This is a genomic window from Venatorbacter sp. C2-1, assembly GCF_022832715.1.
GTDB lineage: Bacteria > Pseudomonadota > Gammaproteobacteria > Pseudomonadales > Oceanobacteraceae > Venatoribacter > Venatoribacter alkanivorans.
The window spans coordinates 3,014,003-3,035,005 of record NZ_CP094879.1; the positions used below are offsets into that span (position 1 = coordinate 3,014,003).

General features: G+C 51.3%; 19 protein-coding genes. 2 read left to right on the forward strand and 17 right to left on the reverse strand.

All coding sequences use genetic code 11. The features are described 5' to 3' along the window. Position 1: 1 nt before the first annotated feature. From MT343_RS13530 to fliS, 14 genes are all read right to left on the reverse strand, one after another. Positions 2-529 (reverse strand): chemotaxis protein CheW, encoded by a 528-nt coding sequence (locus tag MT343_RS13530; RefSeq protein WP_145465794.1) that lies wholly within the window; start codon positions 527-529, stop codon positions 2-4. Positions 530-537: 8 nt separating this feature from the next. Next, positions 538-2,649, reverse strand: coding sequence for a chemotaxis protein CheA (locus MT343_RS13535; protein WP_145465795.1), 2,112 nt, complete (start codon positions 2,647-2,649; stop codon positions 538-540). 5 nt (positions 2,650-2,654) lie between these two features. Beyond that, positions 2,655-3,017 carry a response regulator gene (locus tag MT343_RS13540; protein ID WP_145465796.1) on the reverse strand — a complete coding sequence of 121 codons (363 nt, stop codon included), beginning with the start codon at positions 3,015-3,017 and terminating at the stop codon, positions 2,655-2,657. A gap of 43 nt (positions 3,018-3,060) precedes the next feature. Further along, a complete protein-coding gene (locus MT343_RS13545; RefSeq protein ID WP_145465797.1) occupies positions 3,061-3,348 on the reverse strand; it encodes an STAS domain-containing protein in 288 nt (95 codons plus the stop codon). Positions 3,349-3,598: 250 nt separating this feature from the next. Beyond that, complete coding sequence (fliJ, locus tag MT343_RS13550; protein ID WP_145465798.1) at positions 3,599-4,063, reverse strand: flagellar export protein FliJ; 465 nt, start codon at positions 4,061-4,063, stop codon at positions 3,599-3,601. Then, positions 4,060-5,397 carry a flagellar protein export ATPase FliI gene (fliI, locus tag MT343_RS13555; RefSeq protein ID WP_145465799.1) on the reverse strand — a complete coding sequence of 446 codons (1,338 nt, stop codon included), beginning with the start codon at positions 5,395-5,397 and terminating at the stop codon, positions 4,060-4,062. The genes fliJ and fliI overlap by 4 nt, the downstream gene beginning before the upstream one ends. After that, positions 5,384-6,418 carry a FliH/SctL family protein gene (locus MT343_RS13560; RefSeq protein ID WP_145465800.1) on the reverse strand — a complete coding sequence of 345 codons (1,035 nt, stop codon included), beginning with the start codon at positions 6,416-6,418 and terminating at the stop codon, positions 5,384-5,386. Before MT343_RS13560 ends, fliI begins: the two co-directional genes overlap by 14 nt. Before the next feature lies 1 nt (position 6,419). After that, positions 6,420-7,454, reverse strand: coding sequence for a flagellar motor switch protein FliG (fliG, locus tag MT343_RS13565; protein ID WP_145465801.1), 1,035 nt, complete (start codon positions 7,452-7,454; stop codon positions 6,420-6,422). After that, positions 7,444-9,132 (reverse strand): flagellar basal-body MS-ring/collar protein FliF, encoded by a 1,689-nt coding sequence (gene fliF, locus MT343_RS13570; RefSeq protein ID WP_145465802.1) that lies wholly within the window; start codon positions 9,130-9,132, stop codon positions 7,444-7,446. The genes fliG and fliF overlap by 11 nt, the downstream gene beginning before the upstream one ends. A gap of 15 nt (positions 9,133-9,147) precedes the next feature. Beyond that, positions 9,148-9,546 (reverse strand): flagellar hook-basal body complex protein FliE, encoded by a 399-nt coding sequence (fliE, locus tag MT343_RS13575; protein WP_145465803.1) that lies wholly within the window; start codon positions 9,544-9,546, stop codon positions 9,148-9,150. A 121-nt stretch (positions 9,547-9,667) separates the two neighbouring features. Continuing rightward, a complete protein-coding gene (locus MT343_RS13580; RefSeq protein ID WP_274704276.1) occupies positions 9,668-11,032 on the reverse strand; it encodes a sigma-54-dependent transcriptional regulator in 1,365 nt (454 codons plus the stop codon). Positions 11,033-11,056: 24 nt separating this feature from the next. Beyond that, positions 11,057-12,259, reverse strand: a complete 1,203-nt coding sequence (locus tag MT343_RS13585) for a sensor histidine kinase (RefSeq protein ID WP_243989404.1) — start codon at positions 12,257-12,259, stop codon at positions 11,057-11,059. 202 nt (positions 12,260-12,461) lie between these two features. Continuing rightward, on the reverse strand, positions 12,462-13,922 hold the full coding sequence (locus tag MT343_RS13590) for a sigma-54 dependent transcriptional regulator (protein ID WP_145465806.1): 1,461 nt from the start codon (positions 13,920-13,922) through the stop codon (positions 12,462-12,464). Positions 13,923-14,172: 250 nt separating this feature from the next. Continuing rightward, positions 14,173-14,637 carry a flagellar export chaperone FliS gene (gene fliS, locus MT343_RS13595; protein WP_145465807.1) on the reverse strand — a complete coding sequence of 155 codons (465 nt, stop codon included), beginning with the start codon at positions 14,635-14,637 and terminating at the stop codon, positions 14,173-14,175. A 265-nt stretch (positions 14,638-14,902) separates the two neighbouring features. Between fliS and MT343_RS13600 the strand changes: the two genes are divergently transcribed. Further along, positions 14,903-16,921 (forward strand): class I SAM-dependent methyltransferase, encoded by a 2,019-nt coding sequence (locus MT343_RS13600; RefSeq protein ID WP_145465808.1) that lies wholly within the window; start codon positions 14,903-14,905, stop codon positions 16,919-16,921. 76 nt (positions 16,922-16,997) lie between these two features. Here the strand turns inward: MT343_RS13600 and ung are convergent, their stop codons facing one another. From ung to prfB, 3 genes are all read right to left on the reverse strand, one after another. Then, the gene (gene ung, locus MT343_RS13605; protein WP_145465809.1) at positions 16,998-17,675 is read right to left on the reverse strand and encodes a uracil-DNA glycosylase; all 678 of its coding nucleotides are present in this window, start codon (positions 17,673-17,675) and stop codon (positions 16,998-17,000) included. A gap of 106 nt (positions 17,676-17,781) precedes the next feature. Further along, positions 17,782-19,314, reverse strand: a complete 1,533-nt coding sequence (gene lysS / locus MT343_RS13610) for a lysine--tRNA ligase (RefSeq protein WP_222428424.1) — start codon at positions 19,312-19,314, stop codon at positions 17,782-17,784. Between the two features lie 38 nt (positions 19,315-19,352). Continuing rightward, positions 19,353-20,448 (reverse strand): peptide chain release factor 2 gene (prfB, locus tag MT343_RS13615; protein WP_145465810.1). Its coding sequence is split into 2 segments (ribosomal slippage): positions 19,353-20,375 and positions 20,377-20,448, totalling 1,095 coding nucleotides; the frame shifts between segments, so codons are not numbered across the junction. 324 nt (positions 20,449-20,772) lie between these two features. Here prfB and MT343_RS13620 point away from each other — a divergent pair. Next, a complete protein-coding gene (locus tag MT343_RS13620; RefSeq protein WP_145465811.1) occupies positions 20,773-20,967 on the forward strand; it encodes a (2Fe-2S)-binding protein in 195 nt (64 codons plus the stop codon). Positions 20,968-21,003 lie beyond the last annotated feature (36 nt).

The window sequence follows — 21,003 nt, forward strand, 5'->3', positions numbered from 1 at the left end:
ATTAATTAAACAGGCTCTGATTATCTGTAAAACCTGAATGATATTTATCTTCAGAAATATTCAGCAGATCATCCACATCAAGAAGAATGACCATTTTTTCGTTAACATTAACCAGCCCCTTAATAAATCCGGAGTTTTTATCTTCGGTAAGTTCCGGCGGTTTCCGTGTGGATGCATCGGCAATGGTATAAACATCAGAGACTGCATCAACTACAATCCCCATTACCCGCTCACCATTTTCGCGTTCTACCTTAAGAATAATAACAACGGTTACTGGGCTGTATTCAACACGTTTAAGGCCAAAGCGGATACGCAAGTCCATAATGGGAACAATAGTACCGCGAAGATTAATCACTCCCCGGATATAATCAGGAGCATTGGGTATCAAAGTCGACTCTTCCCAGCCACGGATTTCCTGTACAGCAAGAATATCGACCCCATATTCTTCATCAGACATCATAAATGTCAGATATTGCTGATCATCTGAACTACCCGGTTCTTTTTTTTCTTCAATTGCTAGAGCATCCATAAGATTTCCTATGCAGCCTGATCTGATCGGGACTGGCCTTTTGCAGATTTGTCCAGATTTTTACCAACATCTGAAACATCAATAATGAGTGCAACGGTTCCATCACCAAGAATAGTTGCGCCCGATATTCCGGTAACACGTTTATAGTTCTGTTCCAGACTTTTAATTACGACCTGCTGCTGGCCAAGAAGATCGTCAACAACGATGCCGACTTTTTCATTATCCCCTTCAACCACAACCAGCATTGGATTTTCAAATTCATCATCACTTGCACGCAGGTTAAACAGCTCGTCAAGACGGACAATAGGAATGTACTCGTCCCGCAATTTCATAACGTACTGGCTTCCCGTTACATGATTCAGTGAGCGTTTCTGCAGCTGAATGGATTCGACAATAGAAACCAGCGGGAAAATATAGGTTTCGTCCTTAACCTTAACCAACTGTCCATCGAGAATAGCCAGCGTCAGTGGCAGACGGATGATAAAAGTAGAACCTTTACCGCGTTTGGATTTAACTTCGATGCTGCCATTAAGTTCGGCAATATTACGGCGGACAACATCCATGCCTACACCGCGGCCGGAAATATCACTGACCACATCGGCGGTGGAAAATCCGGGAAGAAAAATCAGCTGGTGAATTTCTTCGCTGCTGAGTTCCTGAGTTTCAGGCACCAGGCCCTTTTGTCTGGCTTTATTCAGAATCCGTTCTTCATTGAGGCCGGCACCATCATCTTTAACTTCGATCACGATATTGCCGCCCTGATGATAGGCATTCAGAGTGATGGTTCCCTCACCCGGCTTACCTGCAGCCAGACGCTGTTCCGTTGTTTCCAGACCATGATCCAGAGAATTACGCACCAGGTGCACTAACGGATCACCGATTTTCTCCATCACAGTTTTATCCAGCTCGGTATTTTCACCCAGCATGACCAGATTTACCTGTTTGCCCAGCTGTCCTCCCAGATCCCGGACCAGACGAGGAAAACGACTGAAGGCAAAGCTGATCGGCATCATGCGGATTTTCATCACGCTTTCCTGCAGCTCGCGGGTATTCTGTTCTAACTGTGTCAGTCCTTCCTGCAAGCGGGCAAGACGACTCATATCAAAGTCCTGCCCAAGCTGGCCAAGCATGGATTGCGTAATTACTAATTCGCCAACCATATTGATCAGACTGTCGACTTTATCGATCGATACCCGGATAGAAGAGGGCTCGTTAGATTTTCCTGCTGTACGGGCAGCCGGCTTGGCTTGCTGCGCGGCCGATGCGCTGAGTGCTTCTGAAACTTTATCCGGTATAACAGCAGAAACCGGCTCGGTGCTGTCGGTGCTGACTGCAGACTCAGCCACCTCTGTCACTGCAGTATCAGCAGTCGGGATATCAGGAGCAGCAGCAACAGCTAATGGTTGATAATCGATATCACAATCGTCAGCTACCCACTCGAAAACAGCGGCAATATCATCACGATTCACATCACTGCGGACTTCCAGAACCCAGCTGAGATAACAGTTTTCAGGATGCAGGCTGGTAAATTCCGGAAGGTTATCGGTTAACGGGATAACGGTCAGGTTGTCAGCACCGACCAGTTCCTGCAGCTCTCGGAACATGCGGAATGGCTCGTTACCGGTTTGCAGAATATCTTCTGCCGGACGAAAGGTTATACGCCAGCCGTTACTGCAGCCCTCATCAGCAACAGTGGTTTTTTCTTCTGTCACCTGGAAATCGCTATCGGCTGATTGTTGCAGAATTTCTTCAAAGCTGGCTTTTAAGGTCGCCGCACGCTCACCATCAGGTTCTGAACCGGATTGCAGACTGCCAAGCATGGCTCTCAGACAATCAACAGATTGCAGAAACAGATCGATGTAGTTGCGTTGCATACTGCGGGTACCACTGCGGATTTCATCCAGCAGGGTTTCCACTACATGGGTAAATTCCGATACCTGCATAAAACCAAAGGTACCGGCACCGCCTTTGATTGAATGGGCAGCACGGAAAATAGTATTCACACTTTCTGCATCGACCTCCTGCGGCTGCAGGTCGAGTAACTGGCTCTCCATCACATCAAGGCCTTCGAAACTTTCTTCGAAGAATATCTGATGAAACTGCGAAAGATCGATGCTCATACCGGTTACCCCAGAACGCGTTTAATCGTGCTCAGAAGCTGCTCCGGATTAAAAGGCTTGACGATCCACCCTGTTGCTCCGGCCTGCTTTCCCTGTGCTTTTACATCGCCTGCAGATTCAGTTGTCAGCATAAGCACAGGCACAAACTTGTAATCGGCCAGTTGGCGCAATTCCTTAACTAATTCGATGCCATTCATGTTGGGCATGTTCACATCGGACAGTACAAGGTCGTATTTTTTTTGACCGGCAAATTCAAGGGCCTGAACGCCATCACAGGCCTCCTGTACATCATGCCCGGCACCACGCAGTGTGAAAGACACCATCTGTCGCATGGATGCAGAGTCATCGACAGCTAAAATACTCGCCATATTTACAGCTCCTGTTGTTTAAAATAGCTCGTTATCGGGCTGATTAATCTTGTTCACTAAGATTTAATGCTTGTGTCAGGCCAAGATAACCGGATATTTCCCGCACCGAATCACTGACACTTTGCCAGTAAATTCTGTGGCCGGTTTTTTCCAGTGTTTTTTGCAAAGCCAGAACCAGCTGCAGGCCGGCACTGTCACAATACTGAACCTGACCCGCGACCAGACTGATATCTCCTGCGGTGGCCAGCGCCTGCTCTGCACTGGCATATAGCTTTTCTACCTGCTCAATACTGAGCCGTTCTCCGCAGTCAATAATGACGTTATCAGTCATAGCAAAGCCCTGTTTAATGTCTGATAACTAAGATTAGACGCTGATTACAAAGCTGCTAGAGAATCTGTGAATAACAACCCGTTCAGCGTTTATATGTTGCGCGATTCAGGAATTGATTGGGGGCAAGTACGACAGGATGATTCGTATAAACCCGCAGGTAAAAACACCGGTCTGCAGGAACACGGAGAGGGGAATCGTAAAATTATCAGACTTTAGTATCAGTACGCGCCATTCATGCGCTTAAATGAAATTACTTCTGGTTGCTGCGGGAATTTTGAAAGGCTGCACGGTTAGCCCACTCATCAGACTGCTTCTGCAGTTCTTTATCAGCTTGCTGATCGTGCTCATGATCCAGCCGGTCCATCAATCCGGATAGTGCTTTAACCTTGCCATGATGCTCAAGATAATGACTACGGGCCGTCGCTACACGCTCCTGCAGCAATTTGATCTGCTCATTCTGAGTCTGCAGCGCAGCTTCTATCTGGCCAATAAAGCCCAACGTGTTATGCAGAAAGCCAGAACTCAGAGCCTTATCCGTGGGGGATGAAAGCTGCTGTTGGTATTCATTGGCATAACCCGTAAGTTGCGCCCGTTGCTGCTCTTCCTGTTGCAATTTCTGTTGCAGTTTTCCCCACTCCTGCAGCGCCTGTTGCTCGGCTTTTTCAGCCATATCCAGCAGTACCTGCAAACGGCGCGCACGCGGGTGCTTTCTCATGACTTAGCCTGGGGCGGGGACGGGAATAAATCGTTCAGCTGCTTTTCGCTCGACGCCATGTCAGCACCTTCGTGCAGACTCTGACGCAGCATCGCTTTGATTTTTGGCAGTCGTTCAATCGCCACATCCAGCAGGTTGTCGCTGCCGGGCTGATAGGCGCCGACACTGATCAGATCCTGGTTCTGGCGGTAATGCGACATCAGCTGTTTACACAATTGCGCCTTACGCAGCCATTGCTCACTGACAATCTGTGGCATAACCCGGCTGACCGATGCTTCAACATCAATGGCGGGATAATGGCCTTCTTCAGCCAGCTTACGCGACAGCACAATATGGCCGTCAAGAATTGCCCGGCTGGCATCGGCGATCGGGTCCTGCATATCATCGCCTTCGCTCAGTACGGTATAAAACGCAGTAATAGAACCGCCGCCTTCCTGACCATTACCAGTGCGTTCAACCAATTTAGGTAATTTATTAAACACCGACGGTGGATAGCCTTTGGTCGCTGGCGGCTCGCCTACCGCCAGGGCAATCTCACGTTGTGCCTGGGCATAGCGGGTAAGCGAATCCATCAGCAGCAGAACGTTCTGCCCCTGATCACGGAAGTATTCGGCAACGGAAGTGCAATACTGCGCGGCACGTAAGCGCATTAATGGCGAATCATCCGCCGGAGAAGCCACCACGACTGAGCGGCTCAGGCCTTCTTCACCAAGAATTTCGTCAATGAATTCTTTTACCTCACGGCCACGTTCACCGATCAGGCCGACCACAATAATGTCGGCCTGGGTAAAGCGCGTCATCATACCGAGCAACACGCTTTTACCGACGCCGGAACCGGCAAATAAACCGATACGCTGGCCGCGGCCAACGGTCAGCAAGGCGTTGATAGCACGGATGCCTACATCCAGGGTTTCGCGGATCGGGGCGCGGTGCAGAGGGTTTATCGGGCGGCCCTGCAGGTTGCCCTGATCAACATCCTGCAGCGGTCCTTTCTGATCCAGTGGCCGCCCTGTGCCATCCAGCACGCGGCCAAGCAGGTTAAAACCCACCGGAACATCAGCAGCAACCGACAGAGGCCATACCCGTGCTCCGGCACGCAGGCCATCGACCTGCTCAATCGGCATCAGAAAAATACGCTCACGGTCAAAGCCAACAACTTCGGCCTCGATATCCTCCGCCTGCTTGCGTTCGACCATACAGCGGTCACCCACCCGCACACTCAGCCCGACCGCTTCCAGGGTCAGGCCGACCATCCGGACAAGCCGTCCGGCGACTTTCGGCTGATAGGGTTTATCCGGTAACTGAATATGTTGCCAGCGCTCACTCAGGCTCATGTCCGTCGCCCTCAGGCCAAACGTTATCCGTCTCGTCCTTATCTATTGGAAGCGAATCGGGTGCCGGAGCTTCATTGTCAGACTCAGCAGGGACAAGTTCAGCCGCAAAATCTGCTGGCGAATCGATATCCATAACCGCAGCACTGACAACGGATTCGGGCTCCTGCCACCCGGCCTGCTCATCCTCATCCGGGAAACTGGCGGCCTGATGCATCAGTTGCGGCAGCACGCTATCCAACAACTGATTCAGATATTCGGCCGATGAATACTCGACCAGTGAGTGTTCACTCTCGATACGGCAATTACCCGCCGGAAGCTTATCGTCAACGCTGTAGTGCAATTCCTGACCGCTGACTTCCAGACTGGCCTGCAGATGGCGGGCATCATCCGGACCAACAAACACTTTGACCTCTTCCTCACCTGACGGTAATTCGGCGAGCGCATGCTGCACAAAGCGGTGAATATTCACGGCGCCATCGGCAAGCTGTGTACCGATGACCCGCTCACAGATTCCCGCGACTAACGCTGCCAGAACTTCCGGCAATTGCTGGTCACGTTCAATCAATCCGCTCTGCAGTTGTTTCACAACCCGTTCAAGACGCCCGACCACGGCATTGATATCCGCCTGACCTTTGCGTTTGCCATCGGCTTCACCGGCGCCGAACCCTTCTTCCCGGCCTTCGGTATGGCCCTGATCAAAAGCTGCTTTATAACCTTCGGCATGTCCGGCGTCATAACCTTCGCGCTGCCCCTGCTGGCGCCCCTCGATCAGCCCCTGCTCAAGACCCGCGTTATAGGCATCGCGGCGGATATTCTCCAGCTCTTCAGCCGTCGGCAGGCTGACATCAGCAATATCATCGCCCTCGTCAGAGGACTGTTCTGCCGCTGCTTTCTCAGCGGCTTCTTTCTCCACCAGCCAGGCCGGAGGCTCGGTCCAGAATGGCAGGCGCCAGGGTTTTACCTCCCTGGCTTCTTTCGCAGGAATGGGCGGCAGATGATGCTTCTGATGAAGTTCTGTCATGTTACATCATGGCCTCACCGCCACCGCCCAGCACGATTTCGCCGGCATCGGCCAGACGACGGGCGATGGTGAGAATTTCTTTCTGTGCGCCTTCCACTTCGCTGACTTTGACCGGCCCTTTAGCCTCAAGGTCATCACGCAGCAGCTCGGCCGCACGCTTCGACATATTTTTGAAGATTTTTTCCTGTACCAGCGGATCGGCGCCTTTCAGCGCGACCACCAACAGATCGGTAGAGACTTCGCGCATCAGCGCCTGGATACCACGGTCGTCGACATCCACCAGGTTGTCGAACACGAACATAAGGTCCTGAATCTGAATACCCAGATCTTCATCAACTTCTTTGATCTGCTCAAGCAGATCACTGGCCATAGTACTGTCGACGAAGTTGACGATATTGGCCGCCACTTTGACACCACCAATACTGGTGGTCTGTGCGCCCGCTTTGCCGGAGAACTGACGCTCAAGAATATCGTTCAGTTCGTGCAGCGCTGCTGGCTGTACCGCTTCCAGTGCGGCAACACGCATGATGATATCGAGACGTACTTTTTCATCAAAATTGGAGAGGATTTCTGCCGACTGATCGGCATCCAGATACGAGACAACAATGGCCTGAATCTGCGGGTGTTCGTGACGGATCAGGTCAGCCACCTGGCGCGGCTCCATCCATTTCAGGGAGTCCAGACCAGTGGTATTACCACCCAGCAGGATGCGGTCGATAAGCGCACCGGCTTTATCATTACCCAGTGCCTGAGTCAGCATATTGCGGATGTAATTATCAGAGCCCAGCCCCATACCGGTCTGGCCGCTCACCGCTTCGAGAAACTCGGCCACCACACCCTCTACCTGGGTCTGATTAATGTTATTCAGGGTCGCCATCGCGGTACCGACGCGCTGTACTTCTTTCGGCCCCATATGCTTCAGGATTTCGGCCGCATCTTTTTCACCCAGACTCATCAGCAATACGGCGGCACGTTCCAGCCGGCTGAGTTTGGTCAGGCCGCCATCAGCTTCCGCTGGTGTGTTCTCATTTGCCATGATCTTCGTTCACCCACTTGATTACGACCTGAGCTACCCGCGCCGGATCTTCGGCAATCAGCCCTTTCAGTGCATCCAGCTGGCGCTCAAAACTTTCTGACGCCCCCGGCAGCAGGAATTCATCCATACCCGCCAGGGTTACTTTGTCATCGTCCAGACCGGCTTCAGCGTCTTCCAGCTCATCCAGCAGGATCGAAGCTTCGTCGCGGCCACGGTTGGCAATACTCTTGATAGTAGGCCTGATCACACCAAAGATCAGCACCAGAATAAACAGGCCGGCAAGAATTTGTTTCATGATTTCCCAGAACCATGGCTGGGTCCAGAAATCCGGATCACCCAGTTCAATCTCGCCTTTGCCCATAAAGGGTGAGTTGATAACGTTGACGCTGTCGCCACGGGAGGCATTAAAACCAACGGCATCTTTTACCAGTACTTCCAGGCGTTGCAGGTCGTTATCCGTCCAGGGGGTATAGACCGTTTCGCCTTCGGCATTCACACTGGCGCGATCATTCACCACCACCGCAACGGTCAGACGGCGGATACGGCCAATCTGCTGTTGTTTATAACTCAGAGTGCGGTCAATTTCGTAATTACGGGTCGATTCCGAGCGGCGGTTAACACCTGCGCCAGCGCCTCCGGCACCACCGTTAGCCACTTCCGGTGCATTCGCCGCAGCCGGCGGCTGATTGGACAATGCTCCCGGAATTCCGCCATTGGTTTTATCGGCATTTTCTTCGTTGAGTAATTGCTCGCTGCGCAGGGCAATTAAGTCCGGGTTGTACAGTTCTTCACTCTGTTCCTGTACGGTGAAGTCGACATCGGCCGAGACTTCTGCCTTATAGTTTTCGCTGCCCAATACCGGTTTAAGAATATTATTCACGGCCTGGGTAATAGAACTCTGAACTTTTTCGGTATATTCGAGCTGTTTATGAGCCAGCATTTCGCCGCTCTGCTCTTCTATTTTTGACAGCAGATTACCCTGCTGATCAACCACCGACACATCAGCCCGGTCCATTTCGCTGACACTGGATGCCACCAGATTAATAATAGCTTCCACCTGATCGCGGGATAAATCACGGCCGGCATATAATTCAATAAAGACCGACGCCCGTGGCTTGCGCTGGTCGCGGACAAAAACCGATTGTTTGGGCAATGCCAGATGTACACGGGCATTACGCACCGATTTCACACTGGCAATAGTGCGCGCCAGCTCACCTTCCAGGCCACGGCGGTAACGGGCATTTTCAATAAACTGGCTGGTCCCCAGCGTGCTGTCTTTATCCAGCACTTCAAGACCAACGGTTTTATCGTCAATTAAGCTGGCGGCGGCCAGTTTCATTCTGGCTTCATGCAGATCGCCGGCCTGCACCATTAATATCTGGGTAGTGGGATCAATTTCGAAGGGAATACTTTCACGCTGCAGAACTTCGACAATATCCTGCGCATTGTGATCCTGCAGACGATGGATCAGTGGCTTATAGGTTGGTTCGCGCGACCACATTAAAATGGCAATCGCCAATGCGATAACCAAAGCAATACCGGCAATAACACCGATCTGACGAACGATGGACAGACGATTAAAACCTGATAAAACCGGATGCCCGGCTTCTGCTGTTTCCTGCTTTGCCGGCGGAGAAACTTCCAGATCGTCGGTCGTTGATGCGGCTGCGTTATCCATAAGTCAGTACCAGAATTAAACCGGCATATTCATAACGTCTTTATAGGCTTCGACCAGTTTATTACGTACCTGGGTCATAGCCTGAAAAGAGACGCTGGATTTTTGCAGAGCAATCATCACTTCCGGTAAATCAACGGAAGGATCACCCTGCTCAAAACGGGTTGCCAGGTCACCGGCAACTTTCTGGTTGGCATTGACGCTGTCGATGGCATTTTTAAACATGCTCTGAAAATCCGGTACAGTATTGTCACCCCGTACCGCAGTTTCATTCTCACTCAGCTTTGCCTGCCGTACCTGATTCAGAGTGGCTTGTGGATTGACTGACTGCGGTGCATTGGCACTCTGGCTGCGCAGCTGGCTTTTCACCTGCCGCATCTGCATCAGAACCGAATTAATATCTACGCGATCAACCATGTTTTTACCCTCAGCACTGCAATGATGGTCTGCCTGTTACTTCAGAAATTTGACGCTTTTAGTCACTTTTCTTACTCCTTTTACTGACACTGCAATAGCCTTGCCAGTTTACAAAGGAGAATCAGGAAACCAGCATGGCCTCGACATCCACACCTTCATCACGCAATTTCGCCATTTTATAACGCAGAGTACGCGGGCTGATTCCCAGGCGGTCGGCTGCTTCTTTACGGCTTGGCTCTTCTTTTAAAGCACGCACAATCAATTCCACTTCACGGTGGCGCAGATCATTCCCCAGCTCACCATCATCCACCATGACTTCCGTCATCACAGGAGTTGCCACACTGATATTTTCCTGACGGTTTTTCGGCACCGGAGTCAGAATAAAATCATTGGCGAATAATTGCGGGCCGGTTTGCATAATCAGTGCACGCTGCATGGTGTTATCCAGCTCACGGACGTTGCCCGGCCATGGATGCGCCAGCAGTTTCTGTTCGGCATCTGCCATCAGACGCGGCACCGGTCGTTTCATTTTACGCGCGTGGTGTGCCAGCAAGCGTCCGGCAAGTGGCAGGATATCGTCTTTACGTTCACGCAGTGGCAGCCACTGCAGTGGGAAGACACTCAGGCGGTAATATAAATCTTCGCGGAATTTTCCTTCGGCAACGTAGTCGGCCAGCTCACGGTTGGTGGTGGCGACAATACGCACATCCAGATCGAGCACTTTTTTTCCGCCAAGACGCTCAACCTGACGTTCCTGTAATACACGTAATAATTTGGCCTGCAGACCAAGGTCCATTTCCGTGATTTCATCAAGCAATAAGGTGCCACCTTCTGCCTGCTCGAATTTACCCGGCATGGCATTATAGGCGCCGGTAAACGCGCCCTTTTCATAACCAAACAGCATGGCTTCCAGCATGTTTTCCGGAATAGCCGCACAGTTAATGGCAATAAAAGGTTGGTGACGACGGTCTGATTGCTGGTGAATATAACGTGCCAGAACTTCTTTACCGGTTCCGCTTTCTCCACTGATTAATACTGTGGAATCGGTCTGCGCAACCCGCTGCGCCAGCTGGAATAACTGCTGCGATGCCAGCGCTTCACATACCGGTTCGGAGTCATCGGCCACCGGCGCATCGTTATTAAACGGACGCAGCAAAGCATCCAGTTCCTGTAATTCGAAGGGTTTCATTAAATAATCATTGGCCCCGCGCTGCATGGCTTTAACCGCCTGCCCAACATCTCCATAGGCCGTCATCAGTACCACCGGCAACCAGGGATGCTCCTGCTTAATGGTCTGCAGTAATTCCAGTCCATCCATGCCCGGCATATTGATATCCGACAGGACCAGGTCAAGATTCTGACTGCGGACAATGGCAATCGCCTCAACACCATTCGGCGCTTCACACACCTCGTGGCCTTTCAGCATCAGGGTATCAACAATGGCTTCGCGCAGACGCGGATCATCTTCCACTACCAATAAACGCATAATCATTTCCTCCGTTCTGACGGCTTAAACCGGCAAAATTAATTCCGCCGACACGCCACCGGCCGGACTGTCAGTTAATAAAAAGTCTGCCCGATGGGCACGGGCAACTGCCTGAACGACAGCCAGGCCAAGACCTGTACCATTGGCTTTAGTGGTATAAAAAGGCTCCATAATTTTCTGCTTCTGCTCCGCGCTCATACCCGGGCCGTTATCCATTACCTGAATACGGACACGGCCTTCGCGGGTGGCACTGACCAGAATTTCCAGATGCACAGGACTGCTGCTGGATTCCAGCGCGTTATTCACAAGGTTCATCAGCGAGCTGATTAATGCATCACGGTTGCAGATAATGCGGACATGCGGAATCTGATTGTCGATATGGCAGGTCGCAGCAAAATTCGCCAGCGGCACCTCCATCGCAGCGGAGACCCCCTGCATCAGTTGCTCAAGGGTCACTTCATCATTCAGCGGGGCTTCGCCACGGGCAAAAATCAGCATGTCGCGAACCTGATTTTCCAGGTGACGCAGACGCTCCTGCAGCTTTCCGGCAAAGCGGATACGGGTATCTTCGGCGATCTGCTCACCGGCCAGATGCCCGGCGTACAGCGTGGCTGCAGCCAGTGGCGTACGGATCTGATGGGCCAGCGATGCCACCATCTTTCCCATCGCCGACAAACGTTCATGCTGACTCAGCTGCGCCTGCAGGGCACGGGTTTCGGTCATATCCGTTAACAGAATCAATTGCCCCGGCTCATTGGCCATTGGTGCTGTACGCAGGTGTACACGGCGGCCATCAACCAGAGAAATCTCATGACCATCATCCCGGCGGGGCTTAAAGCACTTCTGAATTAACGTGCGCCAGCGCTGACCACACAGAGACTCGGCTCCGGAAGCGGCTAACAGCAGCTCGTCCGCGGCGGGATTGCTCTGACGGACATAGCCGTTTTTATCCAATAGCAGAACGCCGGCTGGCAATAACTGCAACAGGCTTTCCAGACGATGCGCGAGCCGTTCTTTTTCCGCCAACTCCTGCATACGCTGCGCCGAGACATTGGCTAATTCACCACTGAGCTGCTCAACTTTATTTTCCAGAAAGCTGTAAGAATCCGTCAGTTGCTGAGACATTTCACTGAACAGCACAAAGGCCTGGCGTAACTCTGCCTGATCCATATGCCCTGACGCTGGAGGAAGATGCTCTCTTACCTGACTCAATGCTGCATTTGCCATGTCCACCTCAGTTGTTTGTCGAAAAACCGACAAAAAAACAGTCTGAACAGGGGTTGAGCAATTAGCGTGCCGTTTTTCTAGCGCCAACCCCTAAGGAAAGCGTCAACAAAACAGACAGGAAAGCAGAACGGAATACAGAGAGAAAAAGAAACGCCGCGCAAAGCGCGGCGTTTCTGTGGGCGGATCAAAAAAGAAGACGCTCTCAGGCGAAATCTTTTTCTTTGCGCTGCAGATTATACTTGCGCATTTTTTCGACCAAAGTCGTACGCCGGATATTTAATTTCTCAGCGGCGCGGGCAACGATGCCGTTAGCATCATCCAGCGCCTGCTGAATTAATGAACACTCAAGATCCTGCAGATATTCACGTAAATCCAGACCATTAACCGGCAGTAATGCCGGAGAGTCGATACCCGCCAGGCGGCCATCATTCTGGGTTACATCAGCAATAACCGGCACCGACAGGCTTTCATCATTGTCATCCACATGGCGGAATTTCTTCGGCAGTTCATTAACCCCGATCACGCCATAGGGATGCAGAATCGCCAGCCGCTCCACCAGATTGGCCAGTTCCCGAACGTTACCGTGCCAGTCATGACGGCACAGAGACATAATGGCAGCAGAATTAAAGCGGATAGAACCGCGTTTTTCGTTTTCCAGGCGGGAAATCAGCTCATTCAGCAATAACGGCAGATCTTCGACACGTTCCCGCAGGGAAGGCATATCAATCGGGAATACATTGAGACGGTAGTACAAATCCTCGCGGAAAGTACCATCTTCAATCATCTGTTCGAGGTTTTTATGGGTAGCCGCAATGATGCGCACATTTGTCTCGATGGTTTTATTGCTGCCCACCCGCTCAAAGGTATGCTCCTGCAGAACACGCAGTATTTTTACCTGCATATTCAGCGGCATATCGCCGATTTCATCGAGAAAGAGCGTACCGCCTTCAGCCATCTCGAAACGCCCGGGGCGGCTGTTAATGGCTCCGGTAAAGGCGCCTTTTTCATGACCGAACAGTTCACTTTCCAGCAATTCAGCAGGAATAGCGCCACAGTTAACCGGCACAAAAGGTTTATTTCGACGATGGGAATGGTAATGCAGATTGCGCGCAACCACTTCTTTACCGGTGCCGGATTCACCCTGAATCATCACGCTGACGTCTTTATCCGCAACCTGCATAATCAGTTCACGGACATGCTGAACCTGACGGCTGGTGCCTACCAGACTGCGGAACAGCTGTACCTCTCGGCGCTCTCCGCGACTGCGGTTATGCGTATATTGTTCGCGATATACCTGGCAGCGATGCAGGCTGTCGAGCAATTTGTTGTAGCTCGGAGGCATCTCCACATTAGCTAATAAAGCACGGTGAATATGCTCAGGCATACTGTCTGGCAATGAGCTGTCGCCCATAAAAAGAATCGGGATGCCTTTATCCCAACTCAGTAAACCTTCTATTACATCTTCCAGCGCAATGGAACTACTGTCACCAAGAAGGACGGCGCTGATTTCTGTACTGTCTTCGATTTTACCTTCCACCTCCCTGCGCCAGTCGGTGGTCTGAGCAACAATTGCTTCTTCGCCAAGAAAATCAAGAATGACTTTCATGTCGTGTCGCCGCTGCGCATCATCGTCTACCAGCAGTACTTTAATTTCTCTCCACATGGTGGTCAGCCTTTCCTTCCCAATGTGACTATCGGTCAATTCTTCTTTTTATAACGTCATAAGATTGACTGGAACTACGTAAGTTAAGTAGCAATCCATAAGCAAGTCAAACTTCTGACGTTAAATAATAATTTGTTGTTAAGCATTCACGCTGGGGGCATTTATAGCTGAAGGTGTCGTCAAAAGACAAGGCACAATCTGTCCACCGTGAACAAATTGCGCCGGGATTCCGAAGGGAAATGATTAAATTTCAGACAGAAATATGGCTTTCCAGGCGAACATCGCTGACAGAATTAACAGAAGGTGATGCAGTTGTGCCATTCAGACTTTGCAGATATTCCTGACGGATACCATCCCAGCCCTGTTTAACTTCCAGTAACAGGCTCATCACTTCATCAATCATCGCCAGGTTGTTCTGACTGGTGGCTTCCAATAGTCGGCGATTCATATAGTCATAAAGACGGTCAAGATTCTGCGCCAGTTCACCGCCGGCCGAGTGGTCCAGACTGCCCTGCAGAGTCTGGATAATTTCCATTACCCGTCCCAGCAGATTGGCTTTGGTATCCATCTCTTTACGCTCAATCGCTCCTTTCGCCTGTGACATACGCGTCAGCGCTGCCTCCATCAGCAATTGAATCAGGCGATGAGGGTCTGCATCCAATACTTCGGAAGTCACATTAACCTGCTGATATTGCTTAGCACCGCTCTTATACATGTCACGTCTCCTGAATTCGCAAAAGCCTGTTACCAATGTTACGGCCGCATGGAGAATATCTTTAGCCTCTGTTTCATTCCTTACACACCAACAGAGCCACTCCAGTATTCCATAAAAACGGCAATGCCTCGCCGGACGGCAACCATAGCCACCCATTGTTGCCGCTATAAAAATAGACAAACCCCTTACTATTCAATCACTTACAAAATGGCACACATTATGCTGACAGAGAAATTGTCAGTGCATTTTTTAACGAGGCTTTATTATGGCTAGCGCACAACTACAGACCGTCGCCCGCAGTGGTACAGGGGAACACCGCCACCTGTACGAACTGGCGAGCAAGCTGTACAGCGATGCTGTTGCACAGCAGGATGAGCACCTGCTGCAGGAAGCCTGTGCTCTGGCTGAAGCAGCACAGCAGCTGCGGCCTGACAACCTTGCCGGATTAAACCTTCTTGCCCGTATCGAACTGCAGCGTCAGCATGTCAGCGCTGCAGAGTACTGGGTTAATCGCGGCCTGAGCATAAAGCCTGACAGTGCCAGCCTGCTGTACAGCGCTGGCCATATCGCTCTGAACCAACATCAGCTCGATAAAGCCGAAGATTATTTCACCCGCTCCTGTCGTATATCGCGGGTGGCCACTAAAGCAGCTAATTTCCTCGCCCACGTAAAATTACTGCAGGGAGATTATGTTGAAGCTTTCCGCCATTACCGTGAACTGATCAAAACCCAGTCACGCGACAAGCAGATCCGCAGTAAATTATTTGAGTCTGCTTCCCACGTTATAGCGGACTTTTATTCAGAGGAGCTGGAACAGGATCTGTTACGCTACTTCGATTTTACCGATAGTGATCACAGCCAGTTACGCAGTCTGACCACATCACTGCTGAAACATAAATTACGCTTATCTGAAGCCGGGTGCCCGCTTGAACTGGAAACCATTGCCAACGACAACCTATTACTACAGGCACTGACGCGCTTTTATTTTTGCGATCCATTAATTGAGCGCTTGCTGCTGACTCTGAGAAAGTCTTTGTTACTGTCCTGCAGCAGCAACCTTGCTATTAAAAAAGATCTGCTGCCACTGGTCTCAGCATTGGCATACCAATGCTCATTAAATGAATCTGTCTGGTATATAACCTCACAGGAAGAAGCTCTGGTACAGCAACTGGAAATACTGTGCACAAAGATGCTGAGTATTGATGAGCTGACAGCAGATGACATCTATCCGGCTCTGTTGCTGCTGCAAATGTATAAACCATTAATTCAGTGCGAATTTTTTCCGGCGTTAAGCAGTAAAAAACTGCAGTGGCCAAAAGTAATGGATAGCCTTATACGTCAGGCGATTACTGAGCAACAGAATCTGAACAGCATTATTAACAGTATTCCGGCGTTAGGGGAAAGTGCCGACAACACCTCACGAAAAGTGCAACAGCAGTACAATCAAAACCCCTATCCCCGCTGGACAGACATCGGGTACAGCCAACCGGGTAATTACCGGGCGGCTTTACAGGCAGCATTCCCTGAGCACGGACTGCTCGCTCAAGCTGACGGCGGCTCCCTTGATATTCTGGTTGCCGGCTGCGGCACTGGCCGCCATGCAATCCGTCTTGCACAATATTTCACGCAGGTAAAAGTCTGCGCACTGGATCTGAGTTACAGCGCACTGGCTTATGCGAAATATCAGGCAGAAAAGCGCCACAAACGTAATATTCAGTTTATTCAGGGGGATATTCTGCAGCTTGATAAGCTCCACGAAACCTTTGATGTAATTGAATGTTCCGGCGTTTTACATCATATGCACTCTCCTGTCACTGGCCTGCAGGCACTGACACAGAAACTGAAATCCGGTGGAGTTATTAAGCTTGCCCTTTACAGCGCAACTGCACGCCGTCAGATCAGTGAATTGCGCAAACTCTGGGGAAATAAACAACCAGGAAAACCTGCAGAAATGCGTCTGGTACGTGAAGCTTTATTACAAAGTTCGATTGAAGGTGACTGGACTGAGATCTATAACTCACCGGACTTTTACAGTCTGAGCGCCTGTCGCGACCTGCTGTTTCATGAGCAGGAGCATGTGTTTGATGTACTGGAATTAGAAGATTTTCTGGCCAGTGCCGGACTGGAATGGATTGGCATGCTGCCGCCCCCTGAATCGCAGGAATTACTCAGCCTTACAGGTAAACACAGCAGCCGGCTTACCGCCGCAGAATGGCACACACTGGAGCAGAATAATCCGCAGTTATTTGCCGGTATGTATCAGTTTTATGCGCGTAAACCATAAAAACGGCCAGATGACAGCAGAACCTGAGCTGCCATCTGGCCGCGCTCCCTAAATCCTGCGTTTTATTTTCCTGCGCTTAAAGCTGCCACTGTATCGGTGCTTCACCACGGGAAATAAGGTAATCGTTAATACGTGAGAACTGGCGATTACCAAAAAAGCCGCGGTGCGCAGATAACGGTGAAGGATGCACCGACTTCAGCACCAGGTGCTTTTGCGGATCAATCACGGCACCTTTTTTCTGCGCATAACTGCCCCAGAGGACAAATACCAGCCCTTCACGCTGCTCATTCAGCGCACGGATAGCAGCATCAGTAAACTGCTCCCAGCCCTTACCCTGATGTGAACCGGCATTGGCCTGTTCCACCGTCAGCGTTGCATTCAATAATAAAACGCCCTGATCAGCCCATGGTGTCAGATCACCACTGCCGCTCATACGCAGCCCCAGATCACCTTCAATTTCTTTAAAAATATTCACCAGTGACGGTGGAATTTTTACCCCGGGCTGTACCGAAAAACTTAAACCATGGGCCTGCCCCGGACCGTGGTACGGGTCCTGGCCAATAATCACCACACGCACCTGCTGAAACGGCGTGTGATTAAATGCATTAAAAATCTGTGGACCCGGAGGGAAGATAACCTTACCCGCCGCCTTCTCTGCCTTGAGAAATTCACGCAGATTATGCATATAAGGCTGCTCCAGTTCAGAACCAAGCACTGCCTGCCAGGATGGATGTAATTCTCCGGCTTTTCCCATGATTAATATCCTTAAAAACTGTCTGTTAACTGTCCGGGTTGTCTGTGGCAACAGGCCCTAACAAAACAGGCAGCCGAAGCTGCCTGTTGTTATCGTCTGCTCAGTGTTAATCCGCCAGAGGCTTCATGTGCGGGAACAGAATAACGTCTTTAATGGTGTGGCTGTTGGTAAACAGCATCACCAGACGGTCGATACCAATACCTTCACCGGCCGTTGGTGGCAGACCGTATTCCAGCGCGCGTACGTAGTCTTCGTCGTAGTGCATCGCTTCATCGTCGCCGGCGTCTTTTTCTTCAACCTGCTTACGGAAACGGGCAGCCTGATCTTCAGCATCGTTAAGCTCGGAGAAGCCATTGGCCAGCTCACGTCCGCCAACAAAGAATTCAAAGCGGTCGGTCACAAACGGGTTGTCGTCATTGCGACGCGCCAGTGGTGACACTTCCCACGGATATTCGGTAATAAAGGTCGGCTGATCCAGCTTCTCTTCGGCGGTGGCTTCAAAAATTTCACACACCAGCTTACCGGCACCCCAGCCTGCTTCTTTCGGCCCCAGATGGATACCCACGCTGCGGGCATACTCTTTCAGGATTTCGATGTTGTTTTCAGCATCGCGCAGAACAGCCGCGTCCATTTCCGGATTATATTTGAGAATGGCATCGACCATGCTCATACGGGTAAATGGCTGGGCAAAGTCGTAGGTCGCATCACCGTATTCCAGCGTGGTGGTACCGAGTACGCTTTCCGCCAGGAAGCGCAGCATGGCTTCGGTGGTATCCATCATGTCGCGGTAATCGGCATAGGCCTGATAGAACTCGATCATGGTGAATTCAGGATTATGACGGGTGCTCAGACCTTCGTTACGGAAGTTACGGTTAATCTCGAACACGCGGTCAAAACCGCCCACCACCAGACGTTTCAGGTACAGCTCCGGCGCAATACGCAGGAACATATCGATGCCCAGTGCATTGTGGTGAGTTTCAAACGGCTTGGCCGAAGCGCCACCGGGAATGGTTTGCAGCATCGGGGTTTCCACTTCCATAAAGCCGCGCTGCGACAGGAAGTAACGGATACCTTCAATAATTTTTGAGCGGATCAGGAAGGTACGACGGGTATCTTCGTTAATGATCAGGTCAACATAACGCTGACGGTATTTCATTTCCTGATCGGCCAGGCCGTGGAATTTATCCGGCAGCGGACGCAGTGCCTTGGTCAGGATGCGGAAGTTGCTGAGCTCGTCGATATCGACATACAGCTCGCCTTTACCGGACAGGTGTAATGTACCGGAGCCGGCAACGATGTCGCCCAGATCCAGAACCTGCCAGGCTTCGCTTTCTTTCTGCATGCCTTTGGCCATGTAAATCTGGATCGAGCCGGTGCTGTCCTGAATCCCCACAAAAGGACCACCGCGGCGCATCACTCGACCGGCAACAGCAACACGGATACCGGCAGCGGCCAGTTCTTCCTGACTCTTGCTGCCATGTTCGGCTTTCAGTTCACCGGCCAGATGTTCACGACGGAAATCGTTCGGGTGAGCATTCGATTTGCAGTTGCTGCGCAGCTGTTCGAGCTTGGCGCGGCGCTCGGCGATCAGTTTGTTCTCATCCTGAGCTGGCTGCTCGGTCACTTTGTTGTCTGTCATGGTGTTACCCTAAAAATTAGATGATACGAAGCGTGTGGTTACAGGCCTTTTTTCAGGCTGGCTTCGATAAACTGGTCAAGGTCGCCGTCCAGTACCGCCTGGGTATTGCGGGTTTCAACCCCGGTACGCAGGTCTTTGATACGGGCATCGTCAAGCACGTAAGAACGGATCTGGCTGCCCCAGCCGATATCCGACTTGGTATCTTCCAGCGCCTGAGCCTCAGCATTACGTTTCTGCATTTCCAGCTCATACAGCTTGGCTTTCAGCTGTTTCATCGCCTGGTCTTTGTTCTTGTGCTGCGAACGGTCGTTCTGACACTGAGTCACAATATTGGTCGGCAAGTGAGTAATACGCACTGCAGATTCTGTCCGGTTAACGTGCTGACCACCGGCACCGGAGGCGCGGTAAACGTCGATACGCAGGTCGGCCGGGTTAATCTCGATGTCAATGTTATCGTCCACTTCCGGAGATACGAACACCGATGAGAATGACGTATGGCGACGGTTGCCTGAGTCAAACGGGCTCTTACGCACCAGACGGTGTACACCGGTTTCGGTACGTAACCAGCCGTAGGCATACTCACCTTCGACGCGGATAGTGGCGCCTTTGATGCCCGCGACTTCGCCTTCAGACACTTCCATCAGCTCGCCTTTGAAGCCATGCGCTTCGATCCAGCGCAGGTACATACGCAGCATCATATTCGCCCAATCCTGGGCTTCAGTGCCGCCGGAGCCGGACTGGATTTCAACGTAGCAGTTGTTCGGGTCCAGTTCGCCGGAGAACATACGGCGGAATTCCAGCACTTCCAGTTCTTTCTGCAAGGCAGCAAGTTCGGCGCGGATATCTTCTACCGAGTTTTCGTCATTTTCCTCAACAGCCATGTCCAGCAGGTCACGGGCGTCACTCAGGCCGGTATCCAGGGTATCAATGGTTTTGACCACATTTTCCAGAGCTGAGCGTTCTTTGCCCAGCTCCTGCGCACGTTCCGGGTTATCCCAGACGTCGCCCTGTGACAGTTCCTGTTCTACTTCTTCCAGACGCTCAAGCTTGTTGGCGTAGTCAAAGATACCCCCTAAGCACGTCGGTGCGCGCTTTCAGGTCTTTGATGGTTTCGAGGATCGGATTAATTTCCAATGTAATACCCTGTTGTCATCCGGCAGACAGGCCGGTCGGAGTCAGTACGGCCGGCGCTCAGGGCGCTGGCGACAAAAAAGAGGCAGCATTTTACAGAAGTCAGGAGCCAGATGCGAGTGTGTTTCAGGCTGAGACCGCGCAGCAAGACAGCTCAGCCGGGGCCTGAAGAGCACAGCGGCTACAGGTGGTGATTGAAACCATGGCTGCTCTGGATGTTGCTACTGCTTATGACGTAGATAGGAAATATCTAATAAGGCTATTGCAAATCCTTCGCATTAAGATTAAATTACAAATCAAAGTGATTCGCATCCGGATTTGATTACCATGTACGTATGTTTGTGCAAAGCCGTTACCCAGCAACAGATTGAGCAGGCTGTCGAGCAAGGCGACAGTTATGCCCAGATCCGTCAGAAGCTGGGCGTTGGTACCGACTGCGGCTGCTGCGGTCAGAGCGCTAAGCAGATGATCCGTGAGCATACATCCCGCCTGCCACCCTGCGAGTTCGCAGTAGCCAGCTGAGAAAACAGCCATTCAGATGCAAAAAAAGAGCGCCCT

Coding starts and splice junctions, on each gene's coding strand:
- MT343_RS13530 (WP_145465794.1), bottom strand. CDS start 529: ATGGATGCTCTAGCAATTGAAGAAAAAAAAGAACCGGGTAGTTCAGAT.
- MT343_RS13535 (WP_145465795.1), bottom strand. CDS start 2,649: ATGAGCATCGATCTTTCGCAGTTTCATCAGATATTCTTCGAAGAAAGT.
- MT343_RS13540 (WP_145465796.1), bottom strand. CDS start 3,017: ATGGCGAGTATTTTAGCTGTCGATGACTCTGCATCCATGCGACAGATG.
- MT343_RS13545 (WP_145465797.1), bottom strand. CDS start 3,348: ATGACTGATAACGTCATTATTGACTGCGGAGAACGGCTCAGTATTGAG.
- fliJ (WP_145465798.1), bottom strand. CDS start 4,063: ATGAGAAAGCACCCGCGTGCGCGCCGTTTGCAGGTACTGCTGGATATG.
- fliI (WP_145465799.1), bottom strand. CDS start 5,397: ATGAGCCTGAGTGAGCGCTGGCAACATATTCAGTTACCGGATAAACCC.
- MT343_RS13560 (WP_145465800.1), bottom strand. CDS start 6,418: ATGACAGAACTTCATCAGAAGCATCATCTGCCGCCCATTCCTGCGAAA.
- fliG (WP_145465801.1), bottom strand. CDS start 7,454: ATGGCAAATGAGAACACACCAGCGGAAGCTGATGGCGGCCTGACCAAA.
- fliF (WP_145465802.1), bottom strand. CDS start 9,132: ATGGATAACGCAGCCGCATCAACGACCGACGATCTGGAAGTTTCTCCG.
- fliE (WP_145465803.1), bottom strand. CDS start 9,546: ATGGTTGATCGCGTAGATATTAATTCGGTTCTGATGCAGATGCGGCAG.
- MT343_RS13580 (WP_274704276.1), bottom strand. CDS start 11,032: ATGCGTTTATTGGTAGTGGAAGATGATCCGCGTCTGCGCGAAGCCATT.
- MT343_RS13585 (WP_243989404.1), bottom strand. CDS start 12,259: ATGGCAAATGCAGCATTGAGTCAGGTAAGAGAGCATCTTCCTCCAGCG.
- MT343_RS13590 (WP_145465806.1), bottom strand. CDS start 13,922: ATGTGGAGAGAAATTAAAGTACTGCTGGTAGACGATGATGCGCAGCGG.
- fliS (WP_145465807.1), bottom strand. CDS start 14,637: ATGTATAAGAGCGGTGCTAAGCAATATCAGCAGGTTAATGTGACTTCC.
- MT343_RS13600 (WP_145465808.1), top strand. CDS start 14,903: ATGGCTAGCGCACAACTACAGACCGTCGCCCGCAGTGGTACAGGGGAA.
- ung (WP_145465809.1), bottom strand. CDS start 17,675: ATGGGAAAAGCCGGAGAATTACATCCATCCTGGCAGGCAGTGCTTGGT.
- lysS (WP_222428424.1), bottom strand. CDS start 19,314: ATGACAGACAACAAAGTGACCGAGCAGCCAGCTCAGGATGAGAACAAA.
- MT343_RS13620 (WP_145465811.1), top strand. CDS start 20,773: ATGTACGTATGTTTGTGCAAAGCCGTTACCCAGCAACAGATTGAGCAG.